Genomic DNA, 14,289 nt, shown 5'->3' with positions numbered 1-14,289 from the left:
GCGTATATCCCATTGACATATCCCATCAATATTCTATGCTATCGATAGCACAAAATTTCTCCAAGGAGACTGCCATGGAAAAAACTACAGTATTTAAAAGCAATCGCAGTCAGGCGGTACGACTCCCTAAAGCGGTTGCACTGCCCGATGATGTGAAGCAGGTTGATATCGTCGCGATTGGCCGTACACGTATTATCACTCCGGCAGGCGAAAGCTGGGATAGCTGGTTTGAAGGGGAGGGCGTAACCTCCGACTTTATGATCACCAGAGAGCAACCCAATGATCAGATCCGGGAAGATTTTTGATGCTGAAATATCTACTTGATACCAATATCTGTATTTACACTATCAAGAACAAACCGCAAGAAGTCAGGGATGCTTTCTACCGCCATTACGGGCAGTTTGCTATCAGTTCTATCACGCTGATGGAACTGATTTATGGCGCGGAGAAATCGGTAAATCCAGAGAAGAATCTCGCTGTGATTGAAGGGTTTTCTGCGCGTCTGGAAGTGCAAACTTATGGCTTTGACGCTGCCGTACATACCGGGCAAATTCGTGCGGAACTGGCAAGACAAGGAACCCCCATCGGCCCGTATGATGCCATGTTAGCCGGTCACGCGCGGTCCGCAGGTTTAATACTGGTAACGAACAATGTGCGTGAATTTGAGCGTGTGCCAGGATTGCGCGTAGAAAACTGGGTCGGTAGACAGGCTGACAATAGCCAGTCTTTGTAATATGCTGTCGCAGTTCAACAACTGGCGTCACTGCTAGGTATCGTAGCGAACGGCAGGGTAGGGAATGAAGCAATGTGGGTTGTGGGTACAAATGCGGGTACATGCTAGTTATATTTTAAGGTAAATCCTTTAAATACAATGCTTATAGCATGTTTTTCAAGTCCCGCCCCGGCACCATTGATGTAATAGCTGGCATTCGGAAATGCCAGCTTCGCGGCAGACGTCTTTGACGGTACGTCCGGCTTCAACGGACTTCAACACAGCGATGATCTGATGTTCTGTAAATCGGGCTTTGCGCATAGCGATCTCCTCAACGGGACATAATCAGTATGTCGGAAGATCTCTAAAAGTGAATGGTTCGGTTTACCGGGATGCTTACATCAACCCGGAATAATTTGAAAACGAAAACCTCGCTTAGGGCTGTGTCCACATTACGTGGGTAAAATTAATATAGCGTTGGAATAGGCACTCGATGTGTTACAGCATATTCGCCGACCACATCAGTAGCTAAACGAGTTGCTGGTCTTGCTCCGCCATTTCCTTAATACGCGCTTGTACTTTGAGTTCTAACCCCATCCGTTCTTCTAACGACATTGCTTCGTATTGTTCTTTGGATATACCCATGGATGCGAGTACGGAGAAGAATAGTTTTTCCTCATAAGACATGGAAACCCAGTCCATAAACTCCTGTGCTGCCTGCGAGCGCTGAGGCTCCACTTTCGCGCTAGGTTCATGTCTGATTAGCTGTCCGTTATCTTTTGCCTTCTCGAGTGCCATTTTGAAGGTATCTTCATTTGGCGCAATGGGGGGCTTATTGTTCTGGGTAAATAAAGCATTAGCCCCTTGAATGTCCGATGTGATCATATGAACTCCCCTTAGTTAGACAGGATAGATACTTACACAATTTGGAGGGATACTATCGTGTAGATACCATCTACATATCTATTTAATTCATATGATAGCTATGATTTTTGGCAGACTGGTGGATGAAATGACAAATTGATACGGAAGCACAGCGACCTTTTAATCGCCGTTAAGATACGGCGACAAGTAGCACAATGATTGTTGCTAAAACTTAATCTATTTGTTTTTTCGGCATAGAAATTTATCTTTTATCACGCCATCAAAGAAACGGCCTTTAGAAACGACAGCGTCAGAAATAAATTTTTTATAGATAGATTCAGGTACGCTAACATATTGATAAATATCTTTGTTATGAAATGCTATCTCAAGAATGTGCGTCTTTGGGTCATACCCAATGGAATCAATTCGTGACGATGATACCTGCTGTCGCTGCAATGCTTGCTCCTCCCCTGTGTAAAATCAGCTCAAATAATAAAAGAGTTACTGCATGATACATTGTCGACGATCATGCTTATTTATTGAATATGTATCAAATTTTTGGCAGGTTGGTTAGTAAAATCGTTGCTTTATCATTTTTATGCTGTGAATTTGTTTGATCCTACCCAGCATTAGTGGACACGCGACTAAGTGAGTAAACTCTCTACCAGAGGTAGCTCACATGACAAAATCCGTATCAACCAGTAAGAAGCCACGTAAGCAACATACGCCTGAATTTCGTAACGAAGCCCTGAGGCTTGCAGAACGCATCGGTGTTGCCGCCGCTGCTCGTGAACTCAGTCTGCACGAATCCCAGCTCTATAACTGGCGTAGCAAGCAACAGAGCCAGACAACTACCTCTGAGCGAGAGAGTGAACAGGCTGCAGAGATTGCCCGCCTCAAGCGCCAACTGGCAGAGAGAGACGAGGAACTGGCCATTCTCCAAAAGGCCGCGACATACTTCGCGAAGCGCCTGAAATGAAGTATGTCTTTATTGAAAAGCATCAGGCTGAGTTCAGCATTAAAGCGATGTGTCGGGTGCTTCGGGTTGCCCGCAGCGGTTGGTATGTCTGGTGTTGTCGCCGCCATCAGGTTAACTCGCGTCAGCGGTTTCGGCTCACTTGTGATGAAGCGGTCCGTAAAGCCTTCGCTGAGGCAAAACAGCGCTATGGTGCGCCACGCCTTGCTGATGAGTTGCCTGAGTACAACATTAAAACCATCGCAGCCAGTCTGCGTCGTCAGGGGTTACGGGCGAAAGCCAGCCGTAAATTCAGTCCGGTCAGCTACCGTGAACATGGCCTGCCGGTATCGGAAAACCTGCTGAAGCAGAACTTTATCGCCAGCAGCCCGAACCAGAAGTGGGCAGGTGATATCACGTATCTTCGCACGGATGAAGGCTGGCTCTATCTGGTTGTGATTGACCTGTGGTCACGGGCGGTAATTGGCTGGTCGATGTCATCCCGAATGACGGCACAACTGGCTTGTGATGCGTTACAGATGGCGCTCTGGAGACGTAAACGCCCAGAGAATGTCATTGTTCATACAGATAGAGGCGGGCAGTATTGTTCAGCGGATTATCAGGCATTGCTGAAACGACATAGGCTACATGGCAGCATGAGCGCAAAGGGTTGTTGCTACGATAACGCCTGTGTGGAAAGCTTTTTCCATTCACTGAAAGTGGAATGCATACACGGGGAACGCTTTAGTAGCAGGGAAATGATGCGCTCAACGGTATTTAATTATATTGAGTGCGATTACAATCGCTGGCGCCGTCACAGTGCCTGTGGCGGTCTCAGCCCGGAACAATTTGAAAACCAGAACCTCGCTTAGGGCTGTGTCCACATTACGTGGGTAGGATCAGTTCAATGACGGTAAGTCTTTCTGTTTGGCAAGGGGAATGGTGCAAATCTACGATGACGAATAGCGGGCTACTCTTTTTCATATCTAGTCTGAAACGCAGATTTGCAGCAACCCAGAATAGTTACTCTGGCGCGTATTCGATCCTGTTTCTGCCATTTGCTTTAGCTTGATAGAGTGCATCGTCCGCAGCCTTTATCAAACATTCATAATCCGGATGGCCATTATACACGGCGATGCCTGCACTTATGGTCATTGTCACGCTTTCACCGTTTTGAAGATGAATCGTGTGATCCTGAATTTTTTTTCGTAGTCGTTCGATGATGGTGTGAGCAGCAACCTTGGGCGTTTCAATGAGCACGATCATGAATTCTTCTCCTCCGTAACGGAAAACATAATCACTATTCCTTGTACTCTCATACAGAATTTCCGCAATTCGTTTTAGAATATTATCGCCAGCGGTATGGCCATATGTGTCATTGACGGCTTTAAAATGATCAATATCAATCATAGCGATGCTGAGTGGCGTATTTGAATGCATTGTCAGCGATATTTCGTGTCGAAGTATGGTTGGCAGGAAACGGCGGTTTAGCAAGAGGGTTAGCGTATCTTTACCGCTTTCCAGTTTTTGGACTTCGTCGAATAGTGAGCCCAACAGTATATTTATTTTATAAATTTTGCTTCTAACTGTTTTAAGTAGTGGAGCATAATCTTGCTGTGTGAGTAGTGCGATATTACTGTAGTGGCGAATGTAGTCATCCGTTTCGGTTATAATTTTTGCAATAGTCCGTATTCCCTGAATATTACTGAAACTGGATTTCCCTTTGTGGTTAAACCACAGGCCAAATTCTGAGTCACTTAGGTCTTGGATGCTGGAAAGTGGTGTACCGGTAGCAACGCTAAAAATAAAAGCATTTTCCCAATTTAGCAGTGATGCATTCTGTCGTTCTCTCTCTATGCTGGCATTTTCCAGAATAGAAAATAACCGATAAGATTCTTCGTTTTTGGCTGCTAGATCGTGTGATTGTGAATAGGTTTTATTCATTATCTCTATGGCGATATCCATGGAAATAGAAGCGTAACGCATAGCATCAAAACAGAGTGATTTATCATCTGTCACTTGTGTGATGTTGTCATAGAGTTGCCATTTTAGACGCCGGGCTCCACGTTCAACCAGATCGATCGGAATACCGATACGCGCATGAATCTGACCAATTTTCTTTTGATAAAGAATCAAATCTGCTAGGTGATCCCCAGTGTTTGATAGAATGTCTACTATCCATTTGCTCATAGACCCATGGAGTCGATCATGGACTTGCTGGCTGGAAAGAAAAAGAGAAGCTTCTTGATCTTTGAGCATGTAGGAATAGAACTTATCAGCAAACTCGGATGCTTTTTGGGCGGCGAGAGTTTGCAATAGACCAAAAGATTTTTGTGAGGTCGTGGCTATCAATTGTGTCCACTCTGATGTTACAACTTGGTTGTAGTCTGACTCACCGTTATCTCTCTGTTCATTAACGTTCAGTAGTTCGTTCAACTTTTCATCTCTTTTGCAAATATGTCGGGTGTACTAAGATAGAAATGATCAATTTTTTGCTTGAATAATCGATAGTTAATGACAGAGAGGGTTGGCATGTCGTTGCTAAAAATTAATAAAATTAATCATTTCATATAGGTACTATTATTACCGCCGCTGTAAATGATAATGCCGTTTTTTTGATGTTAGAAGTTATTTTGAGATAAATTTATGAAAGTTAATGATTTGGTTACTGTTAAAACCGATGGGAAGACTCGCAGGGAAGGGACTGTTCTGGCTGTGGAGACGTTTGAGGAAGGGGTAATGTATTTAGTTGGACTAAAAGATTACCCTGCTGGTATCTGGTTTTTCAATGAGATGAACAGTAAGGATGGGACGTTTGTTGAACCAAAGATCTTGCCGGAAAAAGAGTAAAGGGGTATGTCAATATACGAGCATTGTCCGAGTGAACAATGCTCGTAGCTGTTCTAGTATCCAGTATTAGAATGTTTCCCAGTTACCGTTTTCCGTATTGGTTTGGCGGGGAAGGGCAAGTGATGAATGACCCTTCGTGTGCAGAGCATTTGGCCGAGCGGGTGCTGAAGGCGTACTTGATAGATGGCTGGATAACTTAAAGGTTGCAACGGCACGGGTCAGTAATGCGGCTTGCTCCTCTAGCGAGGCCGCAGCGGCACTAGCTTCCTGAACGAGCGCAGCATTCTGCTGTGTGACGCTATCCATTTCAGATATCGCTTGGCCGACCTGAGTTATTCCTCGGCTTTGCTCGTCAGACGCAGAAGCAATTTCACCCATGATGTCGGTGACATTTGTGACGGCATCGACGATCTCTTTCATTGTTTGACCCGCGTTATCAACCAAGACAGAACCACTATTGACCAGGCTGACTGATTCGGAAATCAGCGTTTCTATCTCTTTTGCTGCTTGCGCACTACGCTGTGCGAGGCTACGAACCTCACTTGCGACGACAGCAAAACCACGACCTTGTTCTCCGGCTCTGGCTGCTTCAACGGCTGCATTTAGCGCAAGAATATTTGTTTGAAAAGCAATGCTGTTAATGACACTGGTAATTTCAGATATTTTCTTTGAGCTACCTGAAATGCTGTTCATTGTATTGACAACGTTTGCAACGATCTCGCCACCTTGTTTAGCTTTCCCAGAAGCGTTCGCGGCGAGTTGGCTTGCATGGTGCGCATTTTCTGAGTTTTGTTTCACGGTAGCGGTAAGTTGCTCCATGCTTGCCGCAGTTTGTTCAAGTGCCGCCGCTTGCTGTTCAGTACGTGAGGAAAGGTCTGTGTTACCAGATGAGATCTCTGTCGAACCTTGATAAATAGAATCTGCGCTTTCCCGAACGGTAGTGACGGTTGTGACCAGCGAGGATTGCATTTGTTGAACGTTGCTGGCTAGCGTACCAATTTCATTCCTGCCATAGCGATCCGAGACTTGAGTCAGATCGCCCTGCGCAATGCGTTGAATTCTCATGACCAGTTGGTTCATCGGTTTGATGAGAATTCCCCGCAGAAGGAAGAATGTCAGAAGCGTTAAAATGGTGGCCAGAGCGAAACTGCTCCCCATTAACGAATATCCGAGTAGCGCATTTTTATGTGCGGTTTCGTTTAATTCTTTCGCTCTCTGCGTACGGTAAGCGACAGCGTCGAGTAGAAATTTGTTATAGGCCGAATCTAAAATTCGGGTTTCTTCGGATTCAAGGGTGATGACTTCTTCAAATAGCCCTTGTTTTGCCGCAGTGAGCATTAACATAAGGCCTTGATTGACATAGGCATCATAGGATTTACGTAGATCACCGTCCAACGCTATATCCTGAGGTGTTTTAACCGGACGTTCTTCATAGATGAGGAAGGCTTTTTTTGACTGCTCCAGACGTTGTTCTGCTTGCTTCAAGTTGTCATTGAAGACCTGAGAGTCACCAATGCGTGCTGCTGCTGCTGCTTGGATTAGCAACAGACGGGCAGTGCGAAGGTGGTTAGAACTGTTCGAAATCCCCATTCGGGTGTCGATTTCTTGTGTAACGTCATCTAATGATTGATTGCTGCTTTGTAAAAAGTAGCTGGATGTGCTGATAGATGCTGCAAATAGCAGCATAATACCACCCAGAATAATGATGAATAAGGGAACTAGCCGTAAATTGCTCAGCATGCCAGCCTCGACGTGCTGCTCAGACCTTGAAGTTATTTTCATATCCATTCACTCATTCTCAGGAAATTATGATTTACCATGCCACTAGCGGCGGCATTAGCGTTTAGGTTTTAGTGTCTACATTAATGACAATCCATTATCTAAACAACCAATGTAAAAGATAATCGGCATATATTGGGAAACCTTAATCAAATTCGATGCGATCCCGATCACGTTTTTAACGCTTTAAAAAGAAAAGAAAATCACGTGATGCGAAATCATACAAATTGATAATAAAAACGAAGAGTCTGACACACTAACTTTATTTGTCTGTGCTTCAACGCTATTGTGTGAAATCTATCTTCGGAGGGATCTTTCTTGGAAAAGCATACGCATTTTTTTTCTGATAAAAAAGTTGTTTTTTTTATCGCCACATTATGTTGTTTACTATGGGGGAGTGCTTATCCAGCCATTAAAAATGGCTATGACCTGTTTCACATTGCGGATAATGATATTCCTGGGAAACTTGTTTTTGCGGGTTACCGTTTCGCGTTTGCTGGGCTGTTACTGTTGGTGCTAGCCGTGCTAAGCGGTCGGTCTATCGGGCGGTTTCGGCCGAGGCAGTTAGCCCAACTGACAATCTTGGGAACATTTCAAACATCGTTGCAATATGTTTTTTTCTATATCGGTCTGGCATATACCACGGGTGTTAAAGGTTCAATTATGAACGCAACCAGTACTTTTTTCAGTGTACTGCTTGCTCATTATCTGTACAAGAATGATAAGTTAAATGCTAATAAGCTAACTGGCTGTATATTAGGTTTCGCTGGTGTAATGGCCGTTAATATTAGCAGTGATGAAATGAGTATTAGTTTTACGCTGTTAGGTGATGGGTTCGTTGTTATTGCTGCATTTATTTTGTCAGCATCGACAATATATGGTAAGCGGATATCACAAACGATGGACCCAACTATTATGACGGGTTATCAATTAGCGATTGGTGGCGTTATCTTAACGGTGTCAGGGTATTGTACAGGTGGATCGCTAGTTATACCCGATTGGAAAGCAGTGCTGATGCTCGGCTACCTTATTTTGCTATCTTCAATCGCTTTTTCATTATGGAGTCAATTGCTGAAATATAATCGGGTCGGCATGGTCGCACCATTTAATTTTCTCATTCCCGTATCCGGTACCGCGTTGTCAGCGTTGTTTCTTAATGAAAGTATTCTGGAGTGGAAATATTTCTTTGCACTCATCTTGGTATGTTCAGGTATTTGGTTGGTTAACCGGGTTACGAAGATGTGATCAGAAAATTATTTTTATTACAACCAGATAACTTCCTAATGTTGCATTCTGGGGGTAACGTTTGAGATCGCTAAGGTCATGCTGTGCTTTGTATGACCTCATACCATAGCGGTTGCAACTAATCCCGATGACTTACTATTTTATTTAAAATCAATAAATTATCCTTTTTTCGACTTTTTTGTTACATTTATACGTGTAATAGCTTGGTAAAGAATGAGTACATTTTGCATCAAAACATATCGTTGAGAGTTTTTTGGGGAAAAAGTGTAAGTTTTTCATGAAAGGTATAAACTTACATGACGGCGCGCATATCGGGTATGATGATATTTTTGTATATGTATCATTTACATAGCAAGCAAATTGTTTCTTTTTTATTATTTTCAACGCTCTTTTTGTAACGTTTACTGTGCATTTTGGGTGTGAAAATACGCATGAAAGTGATCTGACCAGAGGCAGCTTGATTCATAATGCTTTCATTTGTGTGACTTGCGTCACATAATGGCCAAAATTCTTCTTCAGTCGCGTTGTGTGTGCTATGGATTAGGCGGTACAGTTGCGCTGTTTTAGGATTAATCCTATGCTCTTGGTTGAGTGAGTCTTCATCGAAGGATCAGGAAAGCAGCGGATGAACGGATTCTCCGCGTGATGCGCAAAGTTGGCTAAAGTTGGCAAGTAGCATTGCCCGAATAAGAAATGATGAAGTAGTAACTTGCAGTATCTGGCACCGATAGTTTTTTATGCCATCAATGGAGAGTGATTTTCGAACTGGGCGATATGGTCTATCACCTAACTTATGTTTTAAACATAGCCTGTCGGGATGGGAAATATGGGTACCTCTGAATTACTCAAACACATTTATGACATTAATCTGTCTTATTTGTTACTGGCGCAACGCTTAATTAATGATGAAAAAGCTTCTGCGATGTTTCGTCTAGGAATCAATGACGAGATGGCTGATATCTTGATGCAACTGACTCTGCCGCAGATGGTAAAACTGGCAGAAACCAACCAACTAATATGCCATTTTCGTTTTAACGATCACAATACAATCAAAGTGTTGACTCAGGAATCGCGTGTGGATGATTTACAGCAAATTCATACGGGGATTTTGTTGTCGAGCCACTTATTACAACAGTTAACTTCGAAAGAAGAAAACCTGCCTAAGAAAAGGGCATAAGTGATGGCGGAGAAAAGTATTGTTCAGGAAGCGAAAGATATCCAGTTGGCGATGGAGCTCATTTCGCTTGGTGCTCGTTTACAGATGTTAGAGAGTGAGACTCAGTTAAGTCGCGGGCGTTTGATCAAGCTGTATAAAGAACTTAGAGGAAGTCCGCCACCAAAGGGAATGTTGCCTTTTTCAACGGATTGGTTTATGACCTGGGAACAGAATATTCATTCATCAATGTTCTACAACGCTTATAGCTTTTTAATTAAGAATGGGCAGTGTAGCGGTGTTGAAGCAGTCATTAAATCGTATCGATTGTACTTGGAACAGTGTGCACCTCAGAGTGATTCTCCTCTGTTGGCATTGACTCGAGCTTGGACATTAGTCCGGTTTGTTGACAGCGGTATGCTGCAACTGTCGTCATGCAATTGCTGTAAAGGGATGTTTATTACTCACGCTCATCAGCCTAAAAACAGTTTTGTTTGTAGTTTGTGCCAACCGCCTTCCAGAGCGGTAAAAAGGCGTAAACTTTCGCAAAATCTTGCCGATATAATACCTCAACTGCTGGATGAACAGGTAAAACACGCAGTCTGAGCCTGTAGCGCGATTTGTGAATCTATCACTGTTGCTTGTGAAAGCAGTGATAGGTTTTTTCCTCAAGAACGTCTTGGCTACGGCTCCGCAGTTTTATCTCACTTTCCGCCCACCTTTTTTATTATAAGGATTTCTTGTGCTGGTTATATTGGGTTATATCGTGATTGTGGCCTCGATACTCGGCGGTTATCTCATGGTCGGTGGGGCCTTGGGTGCGCTTTATCAGCCTTCGGAGTTACTGATTATCGGTGGTGCAGCGTTAGGCGCTTTCATTGTTGGCAACAATGGAAAGGCGATAAAAGCAACGCTTCGAGCGCTGCCTCTTTTGGTCAAAGGCTCCAAGTATAATAAAGCTTTGTATATGGATCTTATGGCCTTGCTCTTTCGTGTGATGGCTAAGTCTCGCCAGCAAGGGATGCTTTCGCTTGAGTTTGATATTGATAATCCTCGCGAGAGCGAGATCTTCTCGAGCTATCCGAATATTCTTTCCGACAACAATATTGTTGAGTTTATCACCGATTATTTGCGTTTGATGGTCAGTGGTAACATGAATGCGTTTGAGATTGAAACGCTGATGGACGAAGAGATCGAAACGATTGAACATGAAAGTGAAGTCCCCGCGAGCAGCCTGACAATGATGGGCGACGGCCTCCCAGCATTTGGTATTGTTGCAGCAGTTATGGGCGTTGTTCACTCATTAGCCTATGTTGACCGGCCTGCCGCTGAGTTAGGGATGATGATTGCCCATGCCATGGTGGGAACTTTTCTTGGTATCCTACTGGCTTACGGTTTCGTCTCTCCATTAGCAGCCTTGCTGCGGCAGAAAAATGCAGAAAAAATCAAGGTATTGCAGTGTATTAAAGTGACTTTACTGTCGAGCCTTAATGGCTATGCACCGCAGATTGCTGTGGAGTTTGGACGTAAAACGCTGTACTCAACGGAGCGTCCTTCTTTTACAGAATTGGAAGAACATATTCGTCGTGTAAAATCGCCGACCCAGCAAGCGTCGGATAGTAACGCATGAAACATCAGCATCCCATTATTCGCAAAAAGCGCAAATCTGGGCATGGGGGTCACCATGGTGGCTCTTGGAAGATTGCCTACGCTGACTTTATGACAGCAATGATGGCATTGTTTCTGGTTATGTGGCTCATCGCGATTTCTACACCTATGCAGTTGGCCCAAATCGCGGAGTATTTTCGTACCCCATTAAAGGTTGCATTAACTTCAGGCTCTAAATCAAGCGACAGTTCCAGCCCAATCCCTGGTGGGGGAAACGATCCAACTCAACAAGATGGTGAAGTGAAAAAGGCCATCAAAACAGATAACGTAGAAAAGAAACTGGATGAGGCTCGACTGAATAAACTACGCGAGCGTTTGGATCAGTTAATTGAGGCCGATCCCCGATTACGTGCACTCCGTCCACATTTGCTGATTGAGATGATTGAGGAAGGGTTGCGTATCCAAATCATTGATAGCCAAAACCGTCCAATGTTTAAAACCGGGAGTGCGCAGGTTGAGCCTTATATGCGGGATATCCTGCGTGCGATAGCCCCTATTTTGAATGACTTCCCCAATAAACTGAGTATTTCAGGCCATACCGATGATGTTCAGTATACGACAGGGGAACGCGGTTATAGCAACTGGGAATTATCTGCTGATCGCGCCAATGCATCACGTCGAGAGCTTATTTTTGGTGGTTTGTCTGATGGAAAAGTTTTGCGCGTTGTGGGCATGGCTGCGACAATGAGCCTCAAGCAGGCGACAAGCGGAAATGATGCGATTAATCGACGTATCAGTCTCTTGGTACTGAGCAAACAAGCTCAGAAGGATATTGAAGAAGAAAATGCAGAAAGCTCTGCTGTAAATATAGACAAAGCAGAAAATTTACAAAATATGGGGTTGGATAAGCCTAAACCTACCACGCCGACTGCCGAAAATAGTGATAACAATACGGGTGGAAGTGGTGAGGCATTGCCACAACCAACAAATGGAGTTCCTGCTCCAGAGCGTCAACAGCCAACTACTGCGTTGCCTGCTGCGCCGGATAGCCAGGCGACGCCTTCTCAATAAGCCGCGATTCACAGCTGAGGTGACCACGTGAGCATGGACATGAGTGCTTTCTATCAAACTTTCTTTGATGAAGCAGATGAATTACTGGCAGATATGGAACAACATTTATTATTGTTGGATCCTTCAGAGCCTGATACCGAACAATTAAATGCGATTTTCCGTGCGGCTCACTCCATAAAAGGAGGTGCGGGCACATTCGGTTTTAAAATTTTGCAGGAAACTACGCACCTTTTAGAAAATCTACTCGATGGGGCAAGACGTAGTGAAATGCGTCTTAGCACTGATATCATTAACCTGTTTCTGGAAACAAAAGACATCATGCAGGATCAGTTGGACGCTTATAAAACCGCACAGGAACCCAATGCTGAGAGCTTTGAGTATATCTGTCAGGCCTTGCGCCAGCTTGCTCTGGAGTCTAAAGCAGATGGTGGCGCAACCCAGTCTGACACATCGTCTACAACCCTGTACTCGGTCAGCCCAACATCTAATGATGTAGGTAAAGGTGAAATGCGTATCGCATTAACTGGCCTGAAATCTCAGGAAATACCTCAGATGCTGGAAGAACTTGGTAATCTGGGAACCGTTAAAGATCCCCACCAGACTGACACTAGCGTAGAAGTGACATTAGTTACATCTGAAAGTGAAGACGATATTAGCGCTGTACTGTGTTTTGTTCTTGAACCAGAGCAAATCAGTTTCAAGTCTGCCGTAGCCAGTCAACCCGTTGTCGCTGAAGTCGCAGAAACGTTAACTGTTGTTGAAGCCCCCGTTGCGCCAATAGCACCGTCTGCACCTGTTGCAGCAAAACCGCAATCTGCCCCAGAAAATGGAAAAAATAAAGCAAAAACCGGTGATACCAGCATTCGTGTAGCGGTTGAGAAAGTTGACCAACTTATCAACCTGGTTGGTGAGTTAGTGATTACGCAATCTATGCTGGCACAGCGCTCAAGTGAACTTGACCCTGTGGCGCACGGCGATCTGCTCAATAGCATGGGGCAATTGGAACGCAACGCCCGCGATCTGCAAGAGTCGGTTATGTCCATTCGTATGATGCCGATGGAATATGTATTTAGTCGCTTCCCTCGTTTGGTGCGTGATTTGGCTGCCAAGTTGGATAAGCAGGTCGAGTTAACGCTGATGGGGAGCTCGACTGAATTGGATAAGAGTTTGATCGAACGTATTATTGATCCTCTGACACACTTGGTGCGTAACAGCCTAGATCACGGTATCGAGTCTCCAGATAAACGCGTTGCTGCTGGTAAGTCTGCTGTGGGTAACCTGACGCTTTCTGCGGAACATCAAGGCGGTAACATCTGCATTGAGGTTATCGACGATGGGGCCGGGCTTAACCGTGAAAGAATTCTTGCTAAAGCCCTGTCTCAAGGGTTGGCGGTGAGCGATGCAATGTCTGATGAAGAAGTGGGCATGTTGATTTTCGCTCCTGGCTTCTCCACAGCAGAGAAGGTCACTGACGTCTCTGGCCGTGGTGTCGGCATGGATGTCGTCAAGCGAAATATCCAGGAAATGGGCGGACATGTTGAAATCCACTTCCAGGCTGGAAAAGGTACAACGATAAGAATCTTGTTACCATTAACGTTGGCCATCCTTGATGGTATGTCCGTTAAAGTTAACAATGAAGTCTTTATTCTACCGCTTAACGCCGTGATGGAGTCTTTGCAACCTCAGTCTGAAGACCTGTACCCGTTAGCGGGTGGTGAGCGTGTGCTACAAGTTCGTGGTGAATATTTACCTCTCGTTGAACTATTCCATATCTTTGATGTGGATGGTGCTAAAACGGATGCGACTCAGGGTATAGTCGTTATTCTACAGAGTGCAGGTCGACGTTATGCCTTGTTGGTCGATCAGTTGATTGGGCAACATCAGGTCGTCGTCAAAAACTTGGAAAGTAATTATCGCAAGGTACCAGGCGTTTCAGCCGCTACCATTCTTGGTGATGGTAGCGTTGCGCTGATTGTGGATGTTTCAGCGTTACAAGCGCTTAATCGTGAAAAGCGTGTGGTTGAAACTGCTGCTTAATAAAACAGATCGTTA

Annotated in this window: 14 protein-coding genes and 1 pseudogene; 10 read left to right on the top strand and 5 right to left on the bottom strand. The window is 44.5% G+C overall.

Features of this window, described 5'->3' with window-relative positions:
* Positions 1 to 74: 74 nt before the first annotated feature.
* On the top strand, positions 75 to 305 hold the full coding sequence (vapB, locus tag E2566_RS13530) for a type II toxin-antitoxin system VapB family antitoxin (RefSeq protein WP_107170983.1): 231 nt from the start codon (positions 75 to 77) through the stop codon (positions 303 to 305).
* Positions 305 to 733, top strand: coding sequence for a type II toxin-antitoxin system tRNA(fMet)-specific endonuclease VapC (gene vapC / locus E2566_RS13525; protein WP_107170984.1), 429 nt, complete (start codon positions 305 to 307; stop codon positions 731 to 733). The genes vapB and vapC overlap by 1 nt, the downstream gene beginning before the upstream one ends.
* A gap of 195 nt (positions 734 to 928) precedes the next feature.
* Here the strand turns inward: vapC and E2566_RS13520 are convergent.
* The 3 genes and pseudogenes from E2566_RS13520 to E2566_RS13510 all read right to left on the bottom strand — a co-directional run.
* A pseudogene (locus tag E2566_RS13520) lies at positions 929 to 1,033 on the bottom strand (transposase); the annotation flags it as partial.
* A 207-nt stretch (positions 1,034 to 1,240) separates the two neighbouring features.
* Entirely contained in the window at positions 1,241 to 1,597 is a 357-nt protein-coding gene (locus E2566_RS13515) for a hypothetical protein (RefSeq protein WP_107170986.1), read from the bottom strand.
* A 216-nt stretch (positions 1,598 to 1,813) separates the two neighbouring features.
* Positions 1,814 to 2,032 (bottom strand): KTSC domain-containing protein, encoded by a 219-nt coding sequence (locus E2566_RS13510; RefSeq protein ID WP_107170987.1) that lies wholly within the window; start codon positions 2,030 to 2,032, stop codon positions 1,814 to 1,816.
* A 223-nt stretch (positions 2,033 to 2,255) separates the two neighbouring features.
* On the opposite strand from E2566_RS13510, the gene E2566_RS13505 reads away from it, so the two are divergent.
* Positions 2,256 to 3,403 (top strand): IS3 family transposase gene (locus E2566_RS13505; RefSeq protein ID WP_168444505.1). Its coding sequence is split into 2 segments (ribosomal slippage): positions 2,256 to 2,514 and positions 2,514 to 3,403, totalling 1,149 coding nucleotides; the frame shifts between segments, so codons are not numbered across the junction.
* A 151-nt stretch (positions 3,404 to 3,554) separates the two neighbouring features.
* Here the strand turns inward: E2566_RS13505 and E2566_RS13500 are convergent.
* On the bottom strand, positions 3,555 to 4,967 hold the full coding sequence (locus tag E2566_RS13500) for a diguanylate cyclase (protein ID WP_107167801.1): 1,413 nt from the start codon (positions 4,965 to 4,967) through the stop codon (positions 3,555 to 3,557).
* 210 nt (positions 4,968 to 5,177) lie between these two features.
* Here E2566_RS13500 and dsrB point away from each other — a divergent pair, with 210 nt between their 5' ends.
* Entirely contained in the window at positions 5,178 to 5,381 is a 204-nt protein-coding gene (gene dsrB, locus E2566_RS13495) for a protein DsrB (RefSeq protein ID WP_107167800.1), read from the top strand.
* 66 nt (positions 5,382 to 5,447) lie between these two features.
* Here dsrB and E2566_RS13490 read toward each other — a convergent pair whose 3' ends face one another.
* Complete coding sequence (locus tag E2566_RS13490; RefSeq protein WP_107167799.1) at positions 5,448 to 7,169, bottom strand: methyl-accepting chemotaxis protein; 1,722 nt, start codon at positions 7,167 to 7,169, stop codon at positions 5,448 to 5,450.
* A 309-nt stretch (positions 7,170 to 7,478) separates the two neighbouring features.
* Here E2566_RS13490 and E2566_RS13485 point away from each other — a divergent pair, with 309 nt between their 5' ends.
* The 6 genes from E2566_RS13485 to cheA all read left to right on the top strand — a co-directional run bounded on the left by E2566_RS13485 (position 7,479) and on the right by cheA (position 14,274).
* On the top strand, positions 7,479 to 8,405 hold the full coding sequence (locus tag E2566_RS13485) for a DMT family transporter (RefSeq protein ID WP_107167798.1): 927 nt from the start codon (positions 7,479 to 7,481) through the stop codon (positions 8,403 to 8,405).
* Positions 8,406 to 9,231: 826 nt separating this feature from the next.
* Positions 9,232 to 9,582 carry a flagellar transcriptional regulator FlhD gene (gene flhD / locus E2566_RS13480; RefSeq protein WP_014915924.1) on the top strand — a complete coding sequence of 117 codons (351 nt, stop codon included), beginning with the start codon at positions 9,232 to 9,234 and terminating at the stop codon, positions 9,580 to 9,582.
* 3 nt (positions 9,583 to 9,585) lie between these two features.
* The gene (flhC, locus tag E2566_RS13475; RefSeq protein WP_005970730.1) at positions 9,586 to 10,164 is read left to right on the top strand and encodes a flagellar transcriptional regulator FlhC; all 579 of its coding nucleotides are present in this window, start codon (positions 9,586 to 9,588) and stop codon (positions 10,162 to 10,164) included.
* Positions 10,165 to 10,300: 136 nt separating this feature from the next.
* Positions 10,301 to 11,188 carry a flagellar motor stator protein MotA gene (motA, locus tag E2566_RS13470; protein WP_107167797.1) on the top strand — a complete coding sequence of 296 codons (888 nt, stop codon included), beginning with the start codon at positions 10,301 to 10,303 and terminating at the stop codon, positions 11,186 to 11,188.
* Positions 11,185 to 12,237, top strand: coding sequence for a flagellar motor protein MotB (gene motB / locus E2566_RS13465; protein WP_107167796.1), 1,053 nt, complete (start codon positions 11,185 to 11,187; stop codon positions 12,235 to 12,237). The genes motA and motB overlap by 4 nt, the downstream gene beginning before the upstream one ends.
* 39 nt (positions 12,238 to 12,276) lie before the next feature.
* Entirely contained in the window at positions 12,277 to 14,274 is a 1,998-nt protein-coding gene (cheA, locus tag E2566_RS13460; protein ID WP_205942445.1) for a chemotaxis protein CheA, read from the top strand.
* The last annotated feature ends 15 nt before the right edge of the window (positions 14,275 to 14,289 follow it).

This window comes from Pectobacterium punjabense (assembly GCF_012427845.1).
GTDB lineage: Bacteria > Pseudomonadota > Gammaproteobacteria > Enterobacterales > Enterobacteriaceae > Pectobacterium > Pectobacterium punjabense.
Note: the sequence above shows the minus strand (reverse complement) of the source record. Positions and strands in the feature narration are given on the sequence as shown.

Bases quoted from the DNA above. Each gene is read 5' to 3' on its own strand.
- vapB (WP_107170983.1), top strand. From the start codon at position 75: ATGGAAAAAACTACAGTATTTAAAAGCAATCGCAGTCAGGCGGTACGA.
- vapC (WP_107170984.1), top strand. From the start codon at position 305: ATGCTGAAATATCTACTTGATACCAATATCTGTATTTACACTATCAAG.
- E2566_RS13515 (WP_107170986.1), bottom strand. From the start codon at position 1,597: ATGATCACATCGGACATTCAAGGGGCTAATGCTTTATTTACCCAGAAC.
- dsrB (WP_107167800.1), top strand. From the start codon at position 5,178: ATGAAAGTTAATGATTTGGTTACTGTTAAAACCGATGGGAAGACTCGC.
- E2566_RS13490 (WP_107167799.1), bottom strand. From the start codon at position 7,169: ATGGATATGAAAATAACTTCAAGGTCTGAGCAGCACGTCGAGGCTGGC.
- flhD (WP_014915924.1), top strand. From the start codon at position 9,232: ATGGGTACCTCTGAATTACTCAAACACATTTATGACATTAATCTGTCT.
- flhC (WP_005970730.1), top strand. From the start codon at position 9,586: ATGGCGGAGAAAAGTATTGTTCAGGAAGCGAAAGATATCCAGTTGGCG.
- motB (WP_107167796.1), top strand. From the start codon at position 11,185: ATGAAACATCAGCATCCCATTATTCGCAAAAAGCGCAAATCTGGGCAT.
- cheA (WP_205942445.1), top strand. From the start codon at position 12,277: ATGAGTGCTTTCTATCAAACTTTCTTTGATGAAGCAGATGAATTACTG.